Below are 21695 nucleotides of genomic sequence, written 5' to 3'. Positions count from 1 at the left end.
TGACAACATAAGTGTTTTAATTTGGTATATATGTACATATGTGTACATTACCGCACAACCCTCCTACACTGAGAACAGTGCGCACCAGACCCTTTGAAAGGGGGTGCAGCAAGGAGGAGATATGACCCAAGCCGCCCAACAAACCCTGAACGATAGTGCCATTGACCCTAGCAAGGCGCTGCCCGTGGTCTTTCGCATCCTGGATAAATGGCAGTGCACGACCGATGAGCAGCTGAAACTGCTGGGTATCTCATCCCGTTCAACATTGAACAAATACAAAGAGTCGAGCGGCGGTATCCGCCTGAGTGTGGATATGCAGGAGCGGATGAGCTACATCCTCAACATCCACAAGAGCCTGCGGGTGCTGTTCAGCGTCGATGACAGTATTTACGGCTGGGTGCGCAAGCCCAGCAGCCACCCCTTCTTTGCCGGGCGCAGCGCCATGGACATCATGAAAGGGGGTCGCGTGGCAGACTTGTATGAAGTCGCCACCCGCTTGCACGCCTGGCGTGGGGGCATGGCCTGATGGAAGCGCCATTGATTGCGTTCAAGGGGCAGCAGGCATACCGGATCATTCCGAGTCGCTATCCCACCATCTGCATCTATGAAGATGTGGCCAACGCCGACGAGCTAGAAGCCGTCTGGGCCATTGAGGCGCTCACCAACGATCGCCTGCGGGAAGAGGCGGGCGACCTGACTCGGGTTGCGAAGGAGGATTGGCTGGTCGGCCTGCATGGGGGCAGCTATGTGATGGCCGCCTTTACCCATCTCAATCCGGAAGGGGCCCGCTTCACCACCGGTGATTTCGGCGGCTACTACTGCGCCCCCCTGCTCGACACCGCCGTCAAGGAGACCGTCTATCACCAGGAGCGGATCTTCGGTTACACCAAGGAGCCCGCCCAGAAGGTGCAGATGCGGGTGCTCCATACCGAATTTTGCGCCAATCTTGCCGACATCAGCGGGGAGGATTTTCTCTCCACCCCCCTCTATCACGCCACCGACTACAGCCACTCCCAGGCCTTTGCCAAGATGCAAAAGGGCAAGGCCATGGACGGCATTCACTATCGCTCGGTGCGTCACAGCGGCCACCACTGCCATGTGCTCTATCGCCCCTGCCTGGTCACCAGGATCCACCAGGCCCAGCATCTGGAGTACCACTGGAACGGCAACGCCATCGCCAACGTGCTGGAGATCAAGCTCTATGGGGAGTGAATAACCCTGCCCAATGCAAAAAGCCCCGCCAGATTGGCGGGGCTTTTCTATATCACGCGACAGCGCAGTGAGCGGTGAGGGAGTCCCCTCGCCTGCTTACTGGTTGTGGCTGGCGCGACGGGGGCGACGAGCCTGGGCTGGCTTGCCAGCACCCGCGCCTTCGGGGCGAGCACCGTTACCGGAACGCTGACCACCATTGCTGGCACCGCCGGAGCGGCCACCGCCATTGCCGGAACGGCCAGCGCCTTGGCGCTGCTGCGGGCGCGGCGCACGGCGCTCTTCGCTCGGATCCCGCGGCTCTTTGCGCAGGGGCGCACCGATACCACGGGCGATGTTGTCGAGGGTCTCGCGGGACGCTTCGAAACCGGCAACCTGCTCGCAGGGAATGTTCTGCTTGGTCAGGCGCTCGATGGCCTTGATCAGCTTGCCTTCATCGGCGGCAACCAGGGAGATGGCATGACCGGTGGCGCCGGCACGACCGGTACGGCCGATACGGTGCACATAGTCTTCCGCAACGTTGGGCAGCTCGAAGTTGACCACTTGCGGCAACTTGTCGATGTCCAGACCACGGGCGGCGATGTCGGTGGCGACCAGCACCTTGACGTTGCCATCCTTGAAACCGGCCAGGGCACGGGTACGGGCGCCCTGGCTCTTGTTACCGTGGATGGCGGCGGCGCTGACGCCGTTCTTGTCCAGGGTCTCGGCGACACGGTTGGCCATGTGCTTGGTACGGGTGAACACCAGTACCTGCTGCCAATCGTTGCTGGTCACCAGGTGGCTCAGCAGACCAATCTTGTTGGCCTTGTCGCAGGGGTGAACCAGCTGCTCGATGCGCTCGGCGGTGCTGTTGCGCGGGGCCACTTCGATCACGGCCGGGTTGTTGAGCAGGCCGGTGGCCAGCTCGCGGATCTCTTCGGCGAAGGTCGCGGAGAACAGCAGGTTCTGACGCTGCTTGGGCATCAGGGCCAGGATCTTGCGGATGTCGCGGATGAAGCCCATGTCGAGCATGCGATCCGCTTCGTCCAGCACCAGGATCTCGACTTCGTCGAACTTCACGGCGCCCTGGTTGTAGAGATCCATCAGGCGACCCGGGCAGGCCACCAGCACGTCCAGACCACGGCGAGTCGCCATCATCTGCGGGTTGATGCTGACGCCACCGAATACCACGTGACTGCGGATCGGCAGGTGTTTGCCGTAGTTGCGCACGCTCTCGCCCACCTGGGCGGCCAGCTCGCGAGTCGGGGTCAGCACCAGGGCGCGGATCCGGTTCGGCGACACTTTGCGCTTGCTCTCGGTCAGACGTTGCAGCATCGGCAGGGTAAAGCCTGCGGTCTTGCCGGTCCCGGTTTGGGCCGCCGCCATCAGGTCACGGCCAGCCAGTACGGCCGGGATCGCTTGTAGCTGAATGGGGGACGGAGTGTCGTAGCCTTGTTCGGCGACGGCACGGAGCAAAGGCTCGGCCAGACCGAGGGAAGTAAAACTCATAGTTACCTGCTAGGGATTTGGGGCGCCGGGGATTTGTGGTGGGGCTCCTCTGCCGAGCCGATGCCATCTCACAAGAACTGGGCCTATTGAGAAAACAACGATTTTCCCCGGGGAGCAGAGCAAAGGGGAAAGAATAGAGGCCGCAGTCTAGCGGAGTTGGCGTCCCGAGACGAGAGAAATGTGACAACTATCGCAACATGATTAAAAAACGAGGCAAATAGCATCGACGGCCCTGCCCTTCTTATCTCTGCCCAGCAGCCCGTGGCACACGCCTGGGGGAGGCACATCAGCGGCATCCCGGCCAACCTGAGTCAACCCCCAACAAAACAGGCAGCCAAGGCTGCCTGTTTCAGATCATGGGGCAACCACCGTCAGCGCAGTTGCGGGGTCGCGGTATGGACACCGGCATTCTGGGCACGGTGGCGCAGCAGGTGATCCATCAACACCAGGGCCAGCATGGCCTCGGCGATGGGCACGGCGCGGATGCCGACACAGGGATCGTGGCGACCCTTGGTGATCATCTCGGTCGCTTCACCCCGGGTATTGATGGTCTTGCCCGGCACAGTGATGCTGGAGGTGGGTTTGAGCGCCATGCTCACCACAATATCCTGACCGGACGAGATACCGCCGAGGATGCCACCGGCATGGTTGCTGGCAAAGCCGGCAGGGGTCATCTCGTCGCGATGCTCGGAGCCTTTTTGCTCCACCACCGCGAAACCGTCACCGATCTCCACACCTTTCACCGCATTGATGCCCATCATGGCATGGGCGATGTCGGCGTCGAGCCGGTCGAACACCGGCTCGCCGAGGCCCACCGGCACATTGATCGCCATCACCTGCACCTTGGCGCCTATGCTGTTGCCCTCTTTTTTCAGGGCACGCATGTACTCATCGAGGGCCTCAAGCTTGCCCGCATCCGGGAAGAAGAAGGGGTTCTGCTCTATCTGCTCCCGATCGAAGGCCTCGGCCTTGATGGGGCCAAGCTGGGAGAGAAAGCCGACGATCTCGATGCCATGGATCTGCTTGAGGTACTTCTTGGCAATGGCGCCCGCAGCGACCCGCATCGCGGTCTCCCGGGCCGAGGAGCGGCCGCCGCCACGGTAGTCGCGCTGGCCGAACTTCTGGTGATAGGTGTAGTCAGCATGACCCGGGCGGAACAGGTCCTGGATATCCGAGTAATCCTTGGAGCGCTGATCGGTGTTCTCGATCAGCAGTCCAATGGAGGTCCCCGTGGTCTTGCCCTCGAACACCCCGGCGAGGATCTTCACCTCGTCCGCTTCGCGGCGCTGAGTGGTGTAGCGGGAGGTGCCAGGCTTGCGCCTGTCCAGATCGACTTGCAGATCCGCTTCGCTTATCTCAAGCCCGGGCGGGCAGCCATCAACCACGGCGCCCAGCGCCGGGCCATGGCTCTCACCGAAGGTGGAGACCCGAAAGAGTTGGCCAAAACTGTTCCCTGCCATCTGTGCTCCTTAGTTCTTGTAAATCGCGAAATGAGGCTGATATTGCTCAAGTTCAGCCTTGGTCATCACGAAGACGCCATGGCCGCCATTCTCGAACTCGACCCAGGTAAAGGGCACTTCGGGGAACTGGGTCTCCAGGTGGATCATGCTGTTGCCTACCTCGACCACCAGCACACCATTGTCTTTGAGGAAATCGGCGGCATGGGCCAGCAGACGCTTGGTCAGCTTGAGGCCATCGGAGCCCGATGCCAGCGCCAGTTCGGGCTCATGACGGAACTCGTCAGGCAAGTCCGACATGTCTTCGGAGTCCACATAAGGCGGATTGGAGACGATGAGATCGTACTTGTCACCGGCCGGCAAGTCCCGGAACAGGTCGGAGCGGATCGGGATGACCTGCTGCTCGAGGCCATGATCGGCGATATTGCGCTCGGCCACGTTGAGGGCGTCGACGCTGATGTCGATGGCGTCCACTTCCGCATGGGGGAACTCGTGGGCCATGATGATGGCGATGCAACCCGAGCCGGTGCACAAGTCCATGATCCGGGTCGGCTCTTCTTTCAAGAAGGGCTCGAAGCGATTGGCCACCAGCTCGGAGATGGGGGAGCGCGGGATCAGCACCCGCTCGTCCACGTAGAACTCCCAACCCGCATACCAGGCCTTGTTGGTCAGGTAGGCCGCAGGGACCCGCTCCTGCACCCGGCGGATGATGAGCTCGGCAATACGATGGCGCTCGGTCGGGGTCAGACGGGAGTGGCGCATGCCCGAGTCCACATCCGGCGGCAGATGCAACGCAGGCAGTACCAGCTGCACGGCCTCATCCCAGGCGTTGTCCGTGCCGTGGCCGTAAAAGATACCGGCGTCGTTGAAACGACTCATGGCCCAGCGCAACATGTCCTGGATGGTGTGCATTTCGGCAACCACCTCGTCGATAAATATCTTGTCCAAATCCACCTCCAAGTCGAGTAATATCCGGCCCGAGCATTCTTATATAGCGAGCAAGACGAGTACCTGATGAAAAAAACGCCTTCACTGACAAGCGATGAAAGCCAGCTGTTCCGCGATGCGATAAAAGGTACCCGGAAAATCAAGCAAGATACCTTAAGGGCCGAGTTGCGCCCGGTCAAGCAGAAACGCGAAATGCGTGAGAGCCGCGAAATGCTTGGGGTTGGCCACTTTTTCAGCGATGAATATCAGCCCCATCTGGACGAAGAGGGGCCGACCCGATATGTGCGTGAAGATGTGTCAAAATTTGAGCTGAAAAAGCTCAAGCGCGGCCTCTATCCGCCGGAGATCTACCTGGATCTGCATGGCATGAATCAGAATCAGGCCAAGCAGGAGCTCGCCGCCCTGCTCAGCCTCTGCCAAAAAGAGAATATTCATGTCGCCTCCGTCATGCACGGCATCGGCAAACACATTCTCAAACAGCGGATCCCGAACTGGCTGGCCCAGCATCCCAATGTGCAGGCCTTCCATCAGGCTCCCCGCGAATGGGGCGGCGACAGCGCCATCCTGGTGCTGCTGGACATCGAAGAGTAACCCCAAAGCCCGCCGTCCTTTGCAAGCCACTCGACGGCTCGGGGCGCTTGCCCATCCCAAACCCGGCCTGTTTCCCCTGCTCTGCCCTCGTTGAACAACAGACGTTCAGCTGCGGCCTGCGGCTTTGGATAAAAAACGCCCCCGATGCCTGATGACGTCGGGGGGCGCAGGAGAGTGATGAGACGGGGACCCCCGCCCAACCCTGAGTGACGGCCCCTAACAGAAACAGGGGCGCTCTACCCCTGTGCCAGATAGTGGGCCACCAGGGCGTTGGCATGGCCATGGCCCATGCCGTGCTCTGTCTTGAGCCAGGTCACCAGCGCCATGTGTTTCTTGTGCTCCTGACCTGCCAACAGGGCCAACCAGTGCGCGACCGGTTGGCCATATTTCTGCTCGATGGCCGGGAAATAGGAGGCAGGCCCCTTTACCTTCTGCGGTTCATCCATGTCATGCTCCTTGATGGCCTGCCAGTCCGGGCAGGCACGGCCGATGCTGGACTCAGGGTTTCGGGGCAAACTGCTCGAACACCTCTTGCCCGGTCAGGGTTGGCGTCTCGTTCTTCAGTGTGTAGAAGTCCGGCTTCTCGTCGATGAAGATCTGGCTGGCAAGCTCGAACCTTTCCTCCTGGAACAGGCCAGCGGGGAGAATGTACTCATCCGTTGGCAACAGGTGATAGAAAAGATGGGTGCCACAGGTCGGGCAGAAGCCGCGCTCCGCCCACTCGGAGGAGCGGTAAGCGACGGGAGTCAACCCCTTGAATATGACGCCAGTGCCGCCATGTACCGCGAACATGGGCCCCCCTGACCAGCGCCGACACATGGCGCAGTGGCACAGGCTGACCTCTTTATGCTGCTCGCTCGACACGACGATCCCGCCACACAGACAGCTGCCTTGCATATCATCCTCCTCATATTCAGCGTGGGCGCCGACAGGGTGCCGCCGCCATTTACGGTCAGATGAGTATCATGCAAATCCCGAACTCGGCAACTGACCATGTTGCGCATCGCCATCCTCGGCACGCCACTCTTTTCCGGCAAAGAGCCCACCCACCCCGGTGACTATAAACACGGCGAATGAATTCCATCCATGCATGCATGCACCCGGTGAATAAGGTTATCGCGACTGTTGCAAGGCGATGCGGTTTCCTTCGCAATCCTGGCATTCGGCCACCCTGATGCCATCACTCACCTGGGTGATGGGATAGAGTATCTTCCCCTCGCACTGCAGCACCCTGGTCATGGTCTGTTCGATATCAGCCACGCTCAGATAGATGCGGGTGCCGTCGAGACTGGGCACATAGCTCTCCCCCTTGGCCAGGGCGCCGGAGCAACCCGCCATGCCCTCACACAGCGGAAATAGCGCCATCTCGTTGCCATCTATATCTGCTCGCTCGAATGCGATGCCAAATACTCGGGAGTAGAAGCCGATGGCTCGCGCCATATCCGTCACCGGTATTTCAAAATGCATGGCGATATTCATGTTTGGCTCCCTCCTTGATATATCCCGCGCCGTCATCACTATTTGTCTTATTTATCAACATAACGCCTCTGCACCAGAGTCAGTACCCTTGTGACAACCTCGCCAACAATCAATCGAGGGAGGCTAATGCCTCCCTCTTAGGACTCAATCTGTGAAGCTAACGCTGCCCTTAACTGGTGGGAAGCAGCGCCCAGGGTCCGCCTTTGTTTGGCTCATCACCCTGGGTCCACCACTTCGCCTGATAGGTGGCGCCCTGATAGCTCACCTTGTCTCCGGCAACATAGACCTTGCTTGCCCCCCAGACGGGCACACCGCCAACCGGTGGCGTGCTGGGGTCTGTCGGCGCGGGGGCCAGCTCACTCACGATGCGCACCTTGGGCCAACCGGCATGGGATCCATAGAAGTTGGTCACGCATTTTTGGTAATCCCCCGGCACCAGTGCCGAATAAGCGGTCTGGAAACCGACCAGCTCGCACTCGAAGGAATAACCACCGGGTCGGTCGGCGTAATATTTCCAGTTGCCGTCCCAGTTGGTATAGAGCACATCGGTGGCGCCATTGAGGTTCAGGCTGCCGTAGGGGGTCTGCTGCCAGCAGGTATTCTTCTCATCGCTCGCGACCGGGATCTCGTAATGGGCCGCCAGCCCTTCCCAGTAACGGATGCGGTTGACTGGCTGACCTTTCGTCTTGTTCTGCTCGCCGCACTCTATACCGCCATTGATAACGTTGATGGTGGTGCCAAAGCCATAGCCGATGCCGGCGGCAACCTCGCGCTGGGAGGGTACCCAGGTTCTGTCGATCACGTGCAGCATGGCCGGTTTGGGGGCTTGCGGGGTCAGGAAGAACCAGATGGCGGACGCCAGGTTCAACCAGGAGTCGGCCACCAGGCCGGGGTTGTTGAGCAACACCGAGGCATCGCCATCAAACATCACCTCGGAGAAGGCGCCGTAGTTGAAGTGATAGGAGAGTTGTTTTGCGCCGCGGCCGAAATAGCCCTGGCCGGTGGCGCAGGGCCACTTCTTGTTCTGCCAGTCATTCTGGCCACAACCCGTGGTGTAGCCGAGTTGTCCCTCGGACCAACCCATTTCACGGACATGGACCAGGGCCTGTTGCCACTCCTCCAGCGCCTGCGGGTTGTCGGAGATGTTCTCCTTGGCGATATGGCCCCCCGTCTCCTGGGAGAAGTGGGCGAAGGCGGTGACGATGGATTTCTTGCAGATGGCATCAGCGTTGCGACCATCCATGTATTCACCGCAAAAAGCCGGGAACTTGCCAACCGCCCGCAGGAAGCGCAGATAGGTATATTCCGGTGCCGCCATCTGGGTTAGAAAGTCCCATTCGGACTCGGGGAAGACACGTTCAACCCGTTTGACGTTATCGGGGTTGCTCGCATCTCGTGGGAAGATCGCATCCACCACAGTGTTGGAGCGGGTGGCCAACGCCTTGGACCAGAGCGCATACATGGGATTGGCCGTCTTGGCCTGCGCCACCGCCGCCACGTCGGCGGCAGCGATCACATAGCCCCCCGCGTTGTCAGGATCCGGCTGGATATTCATGGCGGCATGGCCTGGCAAGGCACAGGCCGCGGCGACGAGCCCCGCGCAATATGTGAGCTTCAACATGGGCAACAATCCTTGTCTCTGGGTGAAATTTCATCCCGAGCATAGGCTGCCTGATAACTAAATTTACAGAGAAAATTAAGAAATGTTACCAATATGTGAGCCATTTCACTCTGTGCTATGCCCCATGGGATCGGCCACTCCCACCGTGCGAGCGCCCTTGTGTCCCCTCCCTCATCCCTTCTGACGGCAGACCGTTGTTTTGATCACCAGAGCGTTGCAGCTGCGGATCACTGTGATGGGGGCGATCAAAAATAGCCCCTGTTTTAGGGTGAAATACCAGGAGCGTTGGGGGTTGGCAGTCAGCTCAGGCACCGCCATCTACGATCAAGCACCTACCGCGCGGATCAGGAAGTTGGGGGTGGCAGTCAGCTCAGAAACCGCCATCTACGAACAAGCACCTACCGCACGGATCAAGATGAAGTCGGGGGTGGCAGTCAGCTCAGGCACCGCCATCTACGATCAAGCACATACCGCACGGATCAAGATGAAGTCGGGGGTGGCAGCCAGCTCAGGCACCGCCATTTACGATCAAGCACGTATCGCGCGGATCAAGATGTTGCGCGGCGTCATGGGTTTAGCGCAGAACTCCCCCACTTCCACCCTGTAGCCCTGCTCTTGCAGGAAGAGAGCGCGATCCAGGGCAAGCCAGATCTCGAGCGGGCGGCGGAACAGGTGGCGAACCAGCTCCATGCGGGCAACATCCCCATAACGTGCCTCCCCCTGACCGAGGAGATCATCGTAATGGATGGCCTCGGGCAGCACTATACCCTTGCGCTCGGCGGCCCAGCGGCAGAAGGCCTCGAAGCTGTCGCTCAGCAGGCTCTTTTGGATATTGGGCACCGGCAGATACTCATCCACCCCCCGCACCTGGCGCTGCAGGCAGTCAAAACCCAGCCGCCACACCACTTCCAGCTCGCGCAGTCGGGCGATGCGGGCGCCACTGGTGACCGTCTCTTGCAGGGGCAGGCGCAGGTCGGCCTTGGTCAGTTGGAGGGCACTCTGTTCGGCGGCTCGGGAGAGAGGACGATAATCGTTGCCCCGGATCAGGTGATAACAGCAAGGGGAGAGGGAGACGCCGCTGGCGCCGCGCTCAACCACCCCTTCGAGCAGATGAGTGTGCAGCTCGCCACAGGCATGCAGCGCCATGGCATGGTGTTCGGGGGCGATCAGCGCGGCCGACTCGGCGGCGAAGGCATCGGCCTCGATAAAGTGCATCCGGGCCCCATCGCGCAGCGCCAGGATGCGTCCCGCCTCACACAGCGGCCCCTGCAGCTCCAGGCTGGTTATCGCGGCACTGCGATGGACAGAGACCAGCCGCCCAAGGTGTCCCTTGCCGGCGCACCACTCCAGATAGGGCCCCTGATGGGGTGGCAGACAACCGGTAAAGGCCTCTATCTGGGCCTGTTTTCGCCCCGGCATGTGCAGCGCCATCCCTTTGCCGCAATCGATGGGCTCGGGTTCGAATCTCACCAGCTCGCTCAAGCGGTGCAACTCGGCCCCCCCCGGGATCCAGGGTGCCAGCAGCGTGGCCAGTGCCCCCATGTCACCATCGAGCCCATTGATCTCCTCGAGACTCAAACCATTGAGCAAGGCGGCCAGATCGGGTGCCTGCCCGGCAAACGCCAGGGTCAGGTGATGATAGGGCTGATATTGCCACCAGGCACGGGAAGCGGTCAGCAGGTGATCGAGGCGTTCGAAGCGTTGGGCCAGCACAGGAATCTCGGGAGTCGGGAGGCGAAAAGAGGGCGCCATTGTAACGGCCTTGCCAGAAATTGCACCCGCCATCATAGGGGCGCGTTCACAACGAAAGAGGGGCCCAGGGCCCCTCTTCTTACTCGCTTAGTGGTTCGCTTAGAACGGCAACTTCATACCTGGGGGCAACTGCATGCCACCGGTGATCTCGCCCATCTTGCTCTTGTTCTGCTCTTCGACCCGGCGCACGGCGTCGTTGCAGGCGGCCGCGACCAGATCTTCGAGCAGCTCCTTGTCATCTTCCATCAAGGAAGGGTCGATCTCGATGCGACGCACGCTGTGGCTGCCGGTCATGGTGACCTTGACCATGCCAGCGCCCGCTTCCCCTGTCACTTCCAGCAGGGCCAGCTGCTCTTGCATCTTCTGCATGCGCTCTTGCATCTGTTGGGCCTGTTTCATCAGGTTACCCATTCCACCTTTACCAAACATATGTCGTCTCTCGCGTTGAAATCCGGCGACCTGGCCGGGCGTTAGGCTCGTCTGTCCTAGATGGGGACGGCCGAGCGGCATTTCAAGCGGGGAGCCGGGCTCCCCGCACCAGATTCAGCGATTGAGGGGCTCAATACTGTCCATATGGAGCTCCGCACCAAACCGCTGACGTAAAAACTGTATGTTGGGATCCTGCTCAAGATCCCGTTTCACCTGCTCGCGCACCCCAAGATAGAGGCGCTGCTCTATCTCAAGGGGCGTCTCACAATCGGGCACTGTCCCAAGCGTCACCTCGACCTGCACCTCGCCACCGAGTGCTGGCCCTATGATGGCGGCAAGCTCCATCAGGGCACGATCGCTGACCAGGTGGCGCTGCTCGGGCTTGAGGGTCAGCAGCACCCGGGATCCCTCTTGCACCATCACCCCATTGATGGCGAGCTGCCGCAGACGACCCCCCATCCGAGTGCGCGCAATCAGCTCGCCCCAGGGATCGCCACAATTATCGAGCAGGCTGGCAGGGAGCAGCTTACTGGGTTCATCCCCCGGCTCCTCTTGCGCTTGATCGCTATCAATGGAGTCCCAGTCGATGGTCTCCAGCACCGGGGCCGTAGCCTCCATCTGTGCCGGTACCGCCCGGCTTGGCTCAAGCACGGTTTGCGCTGCGGCGGGGCGAGCGGGCTGCCCTGCGGCAGGGGGGGAAGCCGCCGCCGCGTCACGGATGATGGGCTGCTGGATACCGGTCGAGGGTCCTTGGGGATCCCAGGGGGGCGCTGCCTCCTCAGGTGTCCGTTGGCTCAGCGCCGGGGCTGGTGCCCTGCCGCGCTCGGCCTGGCGCGGAGGTGTAACAACCCCCTGTTCCCCCTGGGCCAGGTACTCCTGATAATCCTGCTGATTGTCCTCTTCGTCGTCATGGCTCGGCAACTCGTCGTAGGACCAATCGTCCGGAACAGAAGAAGCAGGCGCCACCATGGCCGTCTGGGCGGAGCCAGGCCCGGCCTGCTGCGCCGCAGGTGGGCTAACCGGGGCAGCCGTCTGCCCCGCCCCGGCCTTGGGAGCACTCGGTGTTCTAGCGGTGCGCGGCGCAGCATCGGTATCAGAGGCGCGCAAGCGGCTGCGCAGCATGTTGCGCGTACCGAGCAGGCTCAGGATGCCACCACTGCCATCACTGCCCGTCGCTGCCTCCGGGGGCTGTGCCATGGGTTGCGGCACCGGTTGCGCCATGGACACAGGCTCCGCGTCCTGATTGGCCGCGGGATGAACCATCGCAGGCTCCCCATGGGCCGGAACAGGGATGTCCGGGCTGGCCATCGCCCCCGAGGCGCTGATCTCATCCAAGCCGGGATCCGGGGCCGGATCCTCTGCCACAGGGGCAGGAGATGGCTGATAGCCCATCTGATCCGCCGCCTGCAGCAACGCCTCCTGCTCGGCAAAGAGCGGAGAGAGGGCGGGCTCAAACGATTCATCATCGCCATCCTGCTTGACCAGTGCCGCCGAAGAGGGGCTCAGGTCAGCCTGATGTTCAGTATCGTTCTCGGCGGTGATGCCAGCCTGGCGGAGATCCGCCACAGACTCGGTGGCAGCCTCTGCCTGGTCACCCAGGGGGGTCGATGTTGATTCAGTGCCCTGGGGGGCTAGCGTCGGCGAAGCGGTCACCCCCTGGGACTTTCCCAACCCCAGAGGAGCGGCCCCCTGCCCCGCCTGGCTTGGCAAGGGGGCCAGGCTCGCCGGGTGGAGCTGGGCTCTGCGCGGCGAGAAGGCGAGCATCCGCAGGCAGGTCATCTCGAGGGCGGTGCGACCATCCGGAGCCCATGGCAAGTCCTTGCGCCCCCCCAGCACGATCTGGTAGCAGAGCTGTACCTCTTCCGGGCTCATGGCCCCGGCCAGTTGCAGCAAGGCATCGGCATCCGCCCCCTGCTCCTGCACGCTGGCTGGCAGCAGCTGGGCCATGGCAACGCGATGAAGCAGGGCTTCCAGCTCGGCGTGGAGCTGATCGAAATCGGGCCCCAGGGTGGCGATCTCGGTGATCTTGGCCATGGTGGCCGGGGCATCCTGACGCAGGATGGCCTCCAGCAGCTGGTGCAGATGATGATGGTCTAGGGTACCCAGCATGGTCAGCACGCTCGCGAGCCCCACGCTGCCGTTGCCATGGGCCAGCGCCTGATCGGTCAGGCTCAGGGCATCGCGCATGCTACCATCGGCCGCCTTGGCCAATGCCAGCAAGGCGCGGGGTTCGAACGGCTGCCCCTCCTCCCCCAATACCCACTCCAGCTGCTTGGCGATCTGGCTCTGATCCAGACTCTTCAAGTGGAACTGCAAGCAGCGGGAGAGGATGGTGATCGGCAGCTTCTGCGGATCCGTGGTGGCCAGCAGGAACTTCACATAGGGGGGCGGCTCTTCCAGGGTTTTGAGCAGGGCGTTGAAGCTGTGACGCGACAACATGTGCACCTCATCGATGAGGTAGACCTTGAAGCGGCCGCGGGCCGGACGATATTGCACGTTGTCGAGCAGCTCGCGGGTGTCTTCCACCTTGGTGCGCGACGCCGCATCTATCTCCAGCAGATCGACGAAGTTGCCCTGATCGATCTCTTTGCAGGTGCCGCAGACCCCGCAAGGGGTGCTGCTGATCCCTTGTTCGCAGTTGAGACTCTTGGCCAGGATGCGGGCGATGGTGGTCTTGCCGACGCCACGGGTACCGCTGAGCAGATAGGCATGGTGCAGGCGGCCCTGATCCAGGGCATTGGTCAGGGCGGTCAGCACATGTTGCTGGCCCACCACTTGCTCGAATGTATGGGGGCGCCATTTACGCGCCAGAACCTGATAGCTCATAGAACCTTTGGATGCGGGGAAGACAAGGCATTGAGGCAGAATGCTAACACAAATGGCGGGGGTGCTGTCACGGCGATGGCCCAAGTTGCGGCAAAGCCTGGGATAACTGACTGAAATTCAACCCGATAGACGAGGGAGCAGGCTATCTTGCAGGGTTCAACCTGCCCGCGCCCATGGCGCCTGGCGATCGGGGTTATCCCACAACCCCTCATAAAAACAGGGAGCCCGACTCGGCGCGGCTCCCTGTTTCATGCAAGCGGTTAACGCCGCTTATTCGCCAGCCAGTTCGACCAGCGAGACGACCTTGATACCGGCCGCCGTCAGGCGGGCATCGCCCCCCAAGGAGGGCAGCGAGATGATGAAGGCCGCATCGGCAACTTCACCACCGGCACGGCGGATCAGTTTGACGGTGGCATCGACGGTACCGCCGGTGGCCAGCAGATCGTCCACGACCAGCACCTTGTCACCGGGCACGATGGCATCGGTATGCAATTGCAAGGTATCGGTACCGTACTCCAGCGAGTAGGACTCCTCGATCACGGCGCGGGGCAACTTGCCCGGTTTGCGAACAGGGACAAACCCCAGCCCCATGGCGAAGGCGACCGGTGCACCGAAGATGAAGCCGCGGGCCTCGGTGCCGACAATCTTGGTGATCCCCTGATCGCGATAATGTTCAGCCAGCAGATCGATGGTGGCCTTGAAGGCCTCAGCGTTCTCTATCAGGCTGGTGATGTCGCGAAACAGGATGCCCGGCTTCGGATAGTCGGGGATGGTCTTGATGCTAGCTTCGATAAATTTCAGAATATCCGGATTCATTATTTGACCGCTTATTTTTGACCCGGGTCCGGTACGTGAGACCTGGCCCTCGGGAAAACAAAAAGGCCCATCGTGCAGTTCAAGGTGAGACACCCAAAGTGCAAAAACGACAGGCCAACTCCATAGCATGATTGCCGCAGTAGCTTAGGCACTTCACTTCTCCATTGCAACTGGCTCCAGCACGGGCAGGCGCATTAACCAGCCAAGCAGTATCGCCAGGATGGCGAGCAATAATCCACGCACCCACATCATGGGGGTGAGGGCCAGGGAGATGGCGAAGCTTATCAGGATGAAGATAATGGCGCGCCGCCTCGCATCCCGGCGGATCCCTCTGTGTTCCTGCCAGTCCCGGATGGGCGGGCCAAACCAGGGATGATAGAGCAGCCAGTGGTGAAAACGCGGGGACGAGCGGGCAAACAGGGCCGCCGCCAGCAGCATAAAGGGGGTGCAGGGCAACAGGGGCAATACCAGACCAAGCAGGCCAGTGACAAAACTGAGCCACCCCAGGCAAAACAACAACCAGGATTTCATGCGCGCTCGCCTCGCTACCATGGGATCTTGACTCGAGGGTCCATCCTAGCAGACCCGCCCCCCAGACAGATAGGCCATCCCGCGCGAGGTGGCCCTCTGCCCACGCTGCGCCCTGGCAAGCCCCCTTCACCAGAGCCATCCGCTGACTCGCCGCCCCTGGCTGCTGCTTTTGTGCGCCAGCGAGGCGCCTGCGACCATGTCGAAGCTGACAGCCGCAGGCGTTCCCACTACAATCTGGCGTCCTTTTCAGCCCTTGCCTTCGGAAAACCGGTTATGCGCGTAATTTTGGCCCCCATGCAGGGGGTGCTCGATCACCTGATGCGGGAGGTGCTCACCTCGGTCAACGACTATGACCTCTGCGTCAGCGAATTTGTGCGCGTGGTCGATCAGCTGCTGCCAGCCAAGGTGTTCCATCGGCTCGCTCCCGAGCTCAAGCAGGGGGGCAAGACCCGCGCTGGCACGCCGGTTCGGGTACAGCTGCTGGGTCAGCACCCCGAATGGTTGGCCGAAAACGCACTGCGTGCCGTCAGCCTCGGCTCCCCCGGGGTGGATCTCAACTTCGGCTGCCCCGCGCCCACGGTCAACAAGAGCAAGGGCGGTGCCGTGCTGCTCAAGGAGCCGGAAGCCGTCTACCGCATCGTCAAGGCGGTGCGTGAGGCGGTGCCCGCCCATCTGCCGGTCAGCGCCAAGATAAGACTCGGTTACGATGACAAGGCGCTCTATCTCGAGAATGCCCAGGCGGTCTACCAGGCTGGGGCCAATGAGCTGGCGGTCCACGCCCGCACCAAGCGCGAAGGCTATCGTCCCCCCGCCCACTGGGAGTATGTGGATGCCATCCGCCGCGCCCTGCCCATTCCGGTGACCGCCAACGGCGAGATCTGGGACAGGCAGGATGCCCTCACCTGCGCCCGGGTCTCCGGCTGTGACAGCCTGATGGTCGGACGCGGCGCCATCTCCCTGCCCAATCTGGCCAACGTCATGAAGACAGGTTGCGCTCACATGAGCTGGGCCGAGGCACTGCGGCTCATGGTGAGCTACACGGAGCAGGATCTGGCCGGCGAGAAGGCGGACTACTACCCGAGCCGCATCAAGCAGTGGTTCTCCTACCTCAAACGCGAATATCCCCAGGCCGACGTGCTGTTCACCGATATCCGGGTACTCAAGAGCGCAGAGGAGATCCGCGCTCGTCTGCTGCAAGAGAGCGACCGCCACCCCTGAGCCCTCCCCCTGGAGGTCATTCCCCTCTCCTGCCTGCCCCCACAGGCGGGAATAGGGGCCAGAACCCGTCATTTACTTGACGCATGTCATCTTGACTCTCCTATCGACTCCCTATACTGCCCTGACTCTATAACCGTCTGTTGGGGGCATCCGTGTGTGAAATGACGCAAGCTCAGCTGGCGGGCTGGCGAGATCGCCTGCTTGCCGACTGGGCACGAATTCGAGAGGAGCTGATAGGTCAGCTCAAGGCAAGTCGCCAGGGAGACTGGGCCGAACGGGCCAGCCATTGTGAACGGGATCAGCTGGTGGATTTGACGAGTCGGCTGGATCTGCCGCAAGTAGAACAAAACGTGACGGCGCTCAAGCGGATCGACGCGACCCTCTGCCAGATAGAGTTGGGACTGTTTGGCCTCTGCTCCGATTGCGAGGAGCCGCTAAACCTGACCAAGCTGGAGCAAGATCCCACTCAACAACGTTGTCAGCGCTGCGAACTGCGCTATCGCAAGGGCTTTCACGGCCACGAGTTGTAGGGGCATCACTGCCCGCTGCGGGTCCCAACCCCGCCTGTCGTATCGACCAAAGTGTTCGAACGACACACCCCACCAGCGTCACACAAAACGGGCCCCTGCCAAGACAGGGGCCCGTTTTCTATTCATGCCGATCGCGACAAACCCGGCAGAGGGCGCGAGCAGACTCGGCCATCCCTGCGCCCATCACTGGGCCAGCAGGTGACCGACCAGCTCATGACGCCAGCCTTGCAGCAACATGGGCTTGGGCCCGCGTGCCCGCTCCTCTGCGCTCATCCGCCAGCTCCAGGTAAAGTACTGGTGAATGGTCTTCTTGCTGGCCACCAGCTCAGGGGGAATATTGCTGGCCTTGGCCTTCTCTTCCACCAGCGCCTTGATGCGCTTGAGCTCCGCCTTGTACTGGGGGTAATCCACCAGACGACGGATGGGTTCGGGCCACCCTTCAGGGTCGCTCTGCTGAGCCGATGCGACGATGTCGAGCAGCCGCTTGCCGTGGATCTTGATCTCGATGGGAGAGAGATCCAGCTCGTTGAGCTCGCGCAGTGAGGTCGGACGGCGCTCGGCGACCTTGAACAGGTGCAACTCCTTGACCACGAAATTGAGGGCCAAGTCCCGGCGCACCGCTTCTTTTTGCCGCCAGGCGGCCAGCTCGCGCAAGATGGCCAGCTCGCGCCGACCCAGCTGCCAGCCGTTGATGATGTCGAGGTAGGCCTGATAGGGATCGCTCCCCTGGCTCCGGCGGGCGCAGTGGTTCTGACACTCCTCCTCGAACCAGGCAAACTTGCCGCTCTCGTGCAGCTTGGCCATGACGGTGTCGTAGAGCGGCATCAGATAGAGCACATCCGCCGCCGCGTACTCGAGCTGACGATCGGTCAGGGGACGGGCCAGCCAGTCGGTACGGGCCTGATCCTTGACCAGTTCCACCCCGAGAAAATCCTTGGCCATGGCGCCAAATCCAACGGAGACCCCATAGCCCAGGAAAGCGGTGGCAAGCTGGGTGTCATGGACGCGGTTGGGCAGATGACCGGCCTGGTGCTGAATGAGTTCGAGATCTTCCCCGGCGGCATGGAGGATGGAGATCTGGCCATCCTGGCCCAGACGCTCCCACAGGGGCGCGAGATCCAGGGTCAGGGGATCGAGCAGGGCCAGCTGATGGCCATCAAAGATTTGAAAGAGACCAAGTTGGGGATAATAGGTGCGAGTGCGCACGAATTCGGTATCGATGGCCAGTGGCACCCGGGCCAGAGTGGCGAGGTAGGCTTCCAGCTCGGCTTGCTGTGAAATGAGTTGATATTGCATCTTTGCCTGCATCTTGTCGGTTGGCCCAAAAGAAAAAACCGTGGCGTGACCCACGGTTTCGCATCGCCCTAGATAGGTTACTGCTTGGCGATCTCCTCGTCGCGCAGCACGCGGCGCAGGATCTTGCCCACATTGGTCTTGGGCAGTTCGTCGCGAAATTCTACCAGCTTAGGTACCTTATAGGCAGTAAGATGTTGACGGCAATGGGCAATAACTTCCTCTTCGGTCAAGCCTGGATCCTTTCTGACCACAAATACCTTCACCAGCTCGCCGGACACCTTGTGAGGCACCCCGACCGCCGCCACTTCCAGCACCTTGGGATGAAGCGCCACCACGTCTTCAATCTCGTTGGGATAGACGTTGAAGCCCGACACCAGGATCATGTCCTTCTTGCGATCGACGATCTTGAAGAAACCCTGCTCGTCGCACACGGCAATGTCCCCGGTGCAGAGCCAGCCATCTTGCATCACCTCGGCGGTGGCCTCGGGACGCTGCCAGTAGCCAGTCATCACCTGGGGACCACGGACCTGCATCTCCCCGGGTGTATTCAGGGAATGAATGGGCTCACCGGCATCATTCACCAGACGAATATCGGTGGAGCAGACCGGCAGGCCGATGGAGCCGTTGTAATCGGTCAAGTCGTAGGGACAGACGCTGACCAGCGGGGAGCATTCGGTCAGGCCGTACCCCTCCAGCAGCGGCGTCTCCGTCATGGTCTTCCACTGCTCGGCCACCGCCCGCTGCACCGCCATGCCGCCGCCGATGGTCAGGGTCAGCTTGCTGAAATCCATGCTCTGGAACTCGTCATTGTTGACCAGGGCATTGAACAGGGTGTTGACCCCGGTGATGCAGGTGAAGGGGTACTTCTTGATCTCTTTGACGAACCCCGGGATATCGCGCGGGTTGCTGATCAGCAGGTTGTAACCCCCGAGGCGCATGAACAGCAGGCAGTTCACCGTGAGCGCGAAGACGTGATAGAGCGGCAGAGCCGTGACCACGAACTCCTTGCCCCGCTGCAGCACGGGGCCATAGACCCCGAGGCACTGTTCGACGTTGGCAATCATGTTGCGGTGGGTCAGCATGGCCCCCTTGGAGAGGCCGGTCGTCCCTCCCGTGTACTGCAGGAAGGCGATCTCCTCCCCATGGATCTCGGGCTTGATGTACTGCAGGAAGCGGCCCTTGGCCAGGGCATGGCGCATGGTGCTGGCGTGGGGCAGATTGTATTTCGGCACCAGCTTCTTGACGTATTTCACCACGAAGTTGACCAGGGTCCCCTTGGCCAGCCCCAGGTTGTCCCCCATCCGGGTCAAGATCACATGCTTGATGGGGGTGTCGTAGACCACCTTCTCCAGGGTATGGGCGAAGTTGGAGACGATGACGATGGCCTTGGCACCCGAATCCTTGAGCTGGTGTTCCAGCTCGCGCGGGGTATAGAGGGGGTTGACGTTGACCACTATCATGCCGGCACGCAGTATGCCAAACACCGCAATAGGGTACTGCAACAGGTTCGGCATCATGACCGCGACCCTGTCACCCTTCTCCAGCTTCAATTCGTTTTGCAGGTAGGCGGCGAAGGCGCGGGACTGCTCCTCGAGCCGGCGATAGGTGATGGTCTGGCCCATGTTGACGAAGGCGGGCTGGTCGGCAAACTCGCTCACCGAGGCTTCGAACATCTCGACCAGAGAGCCGTAGATATCGGGATTGATCTCGGCAGGCACGCCGTCCGGGTAGCGTGTTAGCCAGATTTTCTCGGCCGGTGTGACGGTCGGCTCGCCCTGCGGCTGCAACATGGCTTGCTCATGCTCATCCATATCGACTGACCCTGTGGTCAAGTCGGACTGCTGCGGCATGATGTTCTCATGCTCATCTTTATGCTCATGCATAACTCGCACCTGTGCGCTCACTGTGTTGCCTCCATCCCTGTCCACGTTCATTTTTAATCATTCGTTTTGAGCTCGAGCTCTAATGCCGGACATCTTTACATACGACAATAGAAATTAACAGCCACTTAACAAGCGTGAAATGTGAGGGACGAGGCAAACCTGAAAGATTGAAAGCGGGGGATTCTAGCGAATTTGACAGAATTTTTCGATAGCAACAGCGGTTTGCACGGGATTATCCATATGAAAGTGGTGATTTCCCGCCACCCAGCGCCGCTGAATGTCAGCGAAGCATCCCTGGCGGGCTTGCCATTGCGCCGTCAGCTGGGCAAAGCCTTGCTCACCCTGAATGAACAATACAGGGCAGGCAATCGCCGCCATCAGCGCCCTCGCCTGCCCCTCACTCATGCGCAGCGGCGAGAGATCCCGCAATCTGGGATCGCTGCGCCAATGCAGCCTGGCAGCTCGCGCAACGAGTTGCCGGGCACAGATGAGCCGCGCCGCCTCGGGGGAGATATCGGCCACCTTGCAACGGGCCGCCACCGCCTCCTCCAGGCTGGTAAAACCCTGACTGGCTCGCTCCCGAGTACGAGAGCGGTTGAGAATGGCACGTCGGATCTGCTCGGGAACGGCGTCATCGGACTGGCTAAGGGGCCCCAGCCCCTCCAGCATGATCAGCCGCGCGACCCGCTCCGGGAAGACCCCGGCATAGGCCGAGGCGATCAAGGCCCCCAGGGAGTGACCGAGCAGGGTGATCTGTTGCCAGCCTCCCGCATCGATGATCTGGTGCAGATCGTCGAGCCAGTCGATAAAGACATAGGGAGAAGACTTGTGATCCGACTGACCATGGCCCGGCAGATCGACGCAGATGAGATGAAAACCAGCCAGATGGGGGGCAAGAGGCAAAAAACTGGCGGCATTGTCGAGCCAGCCATGCAGTGCCAGCAGCAGAGGCTGTCCCGGCTGGCCGGACTCCAGATAGGCGATCAGGCGCCCATCGGCCAGCCGCAACTGCCCCTCTCTCATCAGATTTCCCAGCGCGGCTCTCTCATCCATGGCGCGGTATCACCAGTGGCGCATCGACCGGCGCGGCCAGAAGGGATCGTAGAAGGGGTCATTGAAGTAGGGATCCATGTAACGAACCTCCACCTCTTTGATGGGGGGCCACAGCTTGCTGCCGGTTACCCTGATCACCGAAAACTCATACTTGTGATCGCCAATCTTGCTCTCCACCGGCTTGTCCAGGGTGCCAAGCACCGTCAGGCTGCGCCCCTTGGCATAGAGGGTCGGATCAACAAAACCCTGCATCACCGCCAGGAAGCGACCAGGGCTCTGCTCCGTCTGCTCGGGCACGCCATTGCTCTTGAGGGGCAGATAGACCACCTCGATGAGGCTGCGTGTCTGCTCGTTATGGACAGCGGCAATGACTCCACTCCAGCGGGCCGGCTTGCCCTCCTGGCCCGTCAGGGCAGGTTGATAGGCAACCAAGTCCCCCTGCGGCTCATAGGCCAGCTCCTTGGGCACTGAACTGCACCCGGCCAGCAGCAGACCGGCCAGGCCCAGCAGCAGGCTCTTTGTAAACAGATGGCATGTGTTCATATCCCTCTCCTTTGCTCTGGTTCGA

21 protein-coding genes are annotated in these 21695 nt (G+C 61.1%); 5 read left to right on the top strand and 16 right to left on the bottom strand.

The window, feature by feature from the left end; all coding sequences use genetic code 11:
- Window positions 1-121: 121 nt before the first annotated feature.
- Both M2367_RS05835 and M2367_RS05830 read left to right on the top strand, forming a co-directional pair.
- Entirely contained in the window at window positions 122-526 is a 405-nt protein-coding gene (locus M2367_RS05835) for an MbcA/ParS/Xre antitoxin family protein (protein ID WP_259236102.1), read from the top strand.
- Window positions 523-1212 (top strand): RES family NAD+ phosphorylase, encoded by a 690-nt coding sequence (locus tag M2367_RS05830; protein ID WP_042043244.1) that lies wholly within the window; start codon window positions 523-525, stop codon window positions 1210-1212. Before M2367_RS05835 ends, M2367_RS05830 begins: the two co-directional genes overlap by 4 nt.
- A 96-nt stretch (window positions 1213-1308) precedes the next feature.
- Here M2367_RS05830 and M2367_RS05825 read toward each other — a convergent pair whose 3' ends face one another.
- The 3 genes from M2367_RS05825 to prmB all read right to left on the bottom strand — a co-directional run bounded on the left by M2367_RS05825 (window position 1309) and on the right by prmB (window position 5102).
- Window positions 1309-2697 carry a DEAD/DEAH box helicase gene (locus tag M2367_RS05825; RefSeq protein WP_259236101.1) on the bottom strand — a complete coding sequence of 463 codons (1389 nt, stop codon included), beginning with the start codon at window positions 2695-2697 and terminating at the stop codon, window positions 1309-1311.
- Between the two features lie 371 nt (window positions 2698-3068).
- A complete protein-coding gene (gene aroC, locus M2367_RS05820; protein ID WP_042043237.1) occupies window positions 3069-4157 on the bottom strand; it encodes a chorismate synthase in 1089 nt (362 codons plus the stop codon).
- Between the two features lie 9 nt (window positions 4158-4166).
- Window positions 4167-5102: a 50S ribosomal protein L3 N(5)-glutamine methyltransferase gene (gene prmB / locus M2367_RS05815; RefSeq protein ID WP_042043271.1), complete on the bottom strand. Its 936-nt coding sequence runs from the start codon at window positions 5100-5102 to the stop codon at window positions 4167-4169.
- Window positions 5103-5168: 66 nt separating this feature from the next.
- On the opposite strand from prmB, the gene smrB reads away from it, so the two are divergent.
- The gene (gene smrB / locus M2367_RS05810) at window positions 5169-5693 is read left to right on the top strand and encodes an endonuclease SmrB (protein WP_259236100.1); all 525 of its coding nucleotides are present in this window, start codon (window positions 5169-5171) and stop codon (window positions 5691-5693) included.
- 236 nt (window positions 5694-5929) lie between these two features.
- On the opposite strand, the gene M2367_RS05805 is transcribed toward smrB, so the two are convergent.
- The 9 genes from M2367_RS05805 to M2367_RS05765 all read right to left on the bottom strand — a co-directional run bounded on the left by M2367_RS05805 (window position 5930) and on the right by M2367_RS05765 (window position 15147).
- Window positions 5930-6139, bottom strand: a complete 210-nt coding sequence (locus tag M2367_RS05805) for a DUF4287 domain-containing protein (protein WP_259236099.1) — start codon at window positions 6137-6139, stop codon at window positions 5930-5932.
- Window positions 6140-6191: 52 nt separating this feature from the next.
- The gene (locus tag M2367_RS05800) at window positions 6192-6590 is read right to left on the bottom strand and encodes a GFA family protein (protein WP_259236098.1); all 399 of its coding nucleotides are present in this window, start codon (window positions 6588-6590) and stop codon (window positions 6192-6194) included.
- Window positions 6591-6806: 216 nt separating this feature from the next.
- Complete coding sequence (locus M2367_RS05795; protein ID WP_224430475.1) at window positions 6807-7172, bottom strand: VOC family protein; 366 nt, start codon at window positions 7170-7172, stop codon at window positions 6807-6809.
- A 169-nt stretch (window positions 7173-7341) separates the two neighbouring features.
- Window positions 7342-8793: a chitinase gene (locus tag M2367_RS05790; protein ID WP_259236097.1), complete on the bottom strand. Its 1452-nt coding sequence runs from the start codon at window positions 8791-8793 to the stop codon at window positions 7342-7344.
- 528 nt (window positions 8794-9321) lie between these two features.
- Complete coding sequence (locus M2367_RS05785; protein WP_259236096.1) at window positions 9322-10545, bottom strand: SAM-dependent methyltransferase; 1224 nt, start codon at window positions 10543-10545, stop codon at window positions 9322-9324.
- A gap of 99 nt (window positions 10546-10644) precedes the next feature.
- Window positions 10645-10974 carry a YbaB/EbfC family nucleoid-associated protein gene (locus tag M2367_RS05780; RefSeq protein WP_005898824.1) on the bottom strand — a complete coding sequence of 110 codons (330 nt, stop codon included), beginning with the start codon at window positions 10972-10974 and terminating at the stop codon, window positions 10645-10647.
- A gap of 114 nt (window positions 10975-11088) precedes the next feature.
- The gene (gene dnaX / locus M2367_RS05775) at window positions 11089-13800 is read right to left on the bottom strand and encodes a DNA polymerase III subunit gamma/tau (RefSeq protein ID WP_259236095.1); all 2712 of its coding nucleotides are present in this window, start codon (window positions 13798-13800) and stop codon (window positions 11089-11091) included.
- Window positions 13801-14070: 270 nt separating this feature from the next.
- Window positions 14071-14616: an adenine phosphoribosyltransferase gene (gene apt / locus M2367_RS05770; RefSeq protein ID WP_042043225.1), complete on the bottom strand. Its 546-nt coding sequence runs from the start codon at window positions 14614-14616 to the stop codon at window positions 14071-14073.
- A 153-nt stretch (window positions 14617-14769) separates the two neighbouring features.
- A complete protein-coding gene (locus M2367_RS05765) occupies window positions 14770-15147 on the bottom strand; it encodes a DUF454 family protein (protein WP_042043224.1) in 378 nt (125 codons plus the stop codon).
- A gap of 273 nt (window positions 15148-15420) precedes the next feature.
- Here M2367_RS05765 and dusC point away from each other — a divergent pair, with 273 nt between their 5' ends.
- Window positions 15421-16365 (top strand): tRNA dihydrouridine(16) synthase DusC, encoded by a 945-nt coding sequence (gene dusC / locus M2367_RS05760; RefSeq protein ID WP_224430479.1) that lies wholly within the window; start codon window positions 15421-15423, stop codon window positions 16363-16365.
- A gap of 161 nt (window positions 16366-16526) precedes the next feature.
- Window positions 16527-16895 carry a conjugal transfer protein TraR gene (locus tag M2367_RS05755; RefSeq protein WP_259236094.1) on the top strand — a complete coding sequence of 123 codons (369 nt, stop codon included), beginning with the start codon at window positions 16527-16529 and terminating at the stop codon, window positions 16893-16895.
- Window positions 16896-17078: 183 nt separating this feature from the next.
- Here the strand turns inward: M2367_RS05755 and rnd are convergent, their stop codons facing one another.
- The 4 genes from rnd to M2367_RS05735 all read right to left on the bottom strand — a co-directional run bounded on the left by rnd (window position 17079) and on the right by M2367_RS05735 (window position 21670).
- A complete protein-coding gene (rnd, locus tag M2367_RS05750; RefSeq protein ID WP_259236093.1) occupies window positions 17079-18191 on the bottom strand; it encodes a ribonuclease D in 1113 nt (370 codons plus the stop codon).
- Window positions 18192-18268: 77 nt separating this feature from the next.
- The gene (gene fadD, locus M2367_RS05745) at window positions 18269-19981 is read right to left on the bottom strand and encodes a long-chain-fatty-acid--CoA ligase FadD (protein WP_259236219.1); all 1713 of its coding nucleotides are present in this window, start codon (window positions 19979-19981) and stop codon (window positions 18269-18271) included.
- Between the two features lie 276 nt (window positions 19982-20257).
- Window positions 20258-21127, bottom strand: coding sequence for an alpha/beta fold hydrolase (locus tag M2367_RS05740; protein ID WP_404972858.1), 870 nt, complete (start codon window positions 21125-21127; stop codon window positions 20258-20260).
- Between the two features lie 9 nt (window positions 21128-21136).
- Window positions 21137-21670 carry a Slp/YeaY family lipoprotein gene (locus tag M2367_RS05735; protein WP_404972793.1) on the bottom strand — a complete coding sequence of 178 codons (534 nt, stop codon included), beginning with the start codon at window positions 21668-21670 and terminating at the stop codon, window positions 21137-21139.
- Between the last annotated feature and the right edge of the window lie 25 nt (window positions 21671-21695).

It is taken from the genome of Aeromonas sp. BIGb0445 (assembly GCF_024809075.1).
Classification (GTDB): domain Bacteria; phylum Pseudomonadota; class Gammaproteobacteria; order Enterobacterales; family Aeromonadaceae; genus Aeromonas; species Aeromonas rivuli.
The sequence above is the reverse complement of the archived record's forward strand: the minus strand, read 5'-3'. Positions and strand labels throughout refer to the sequence as shown.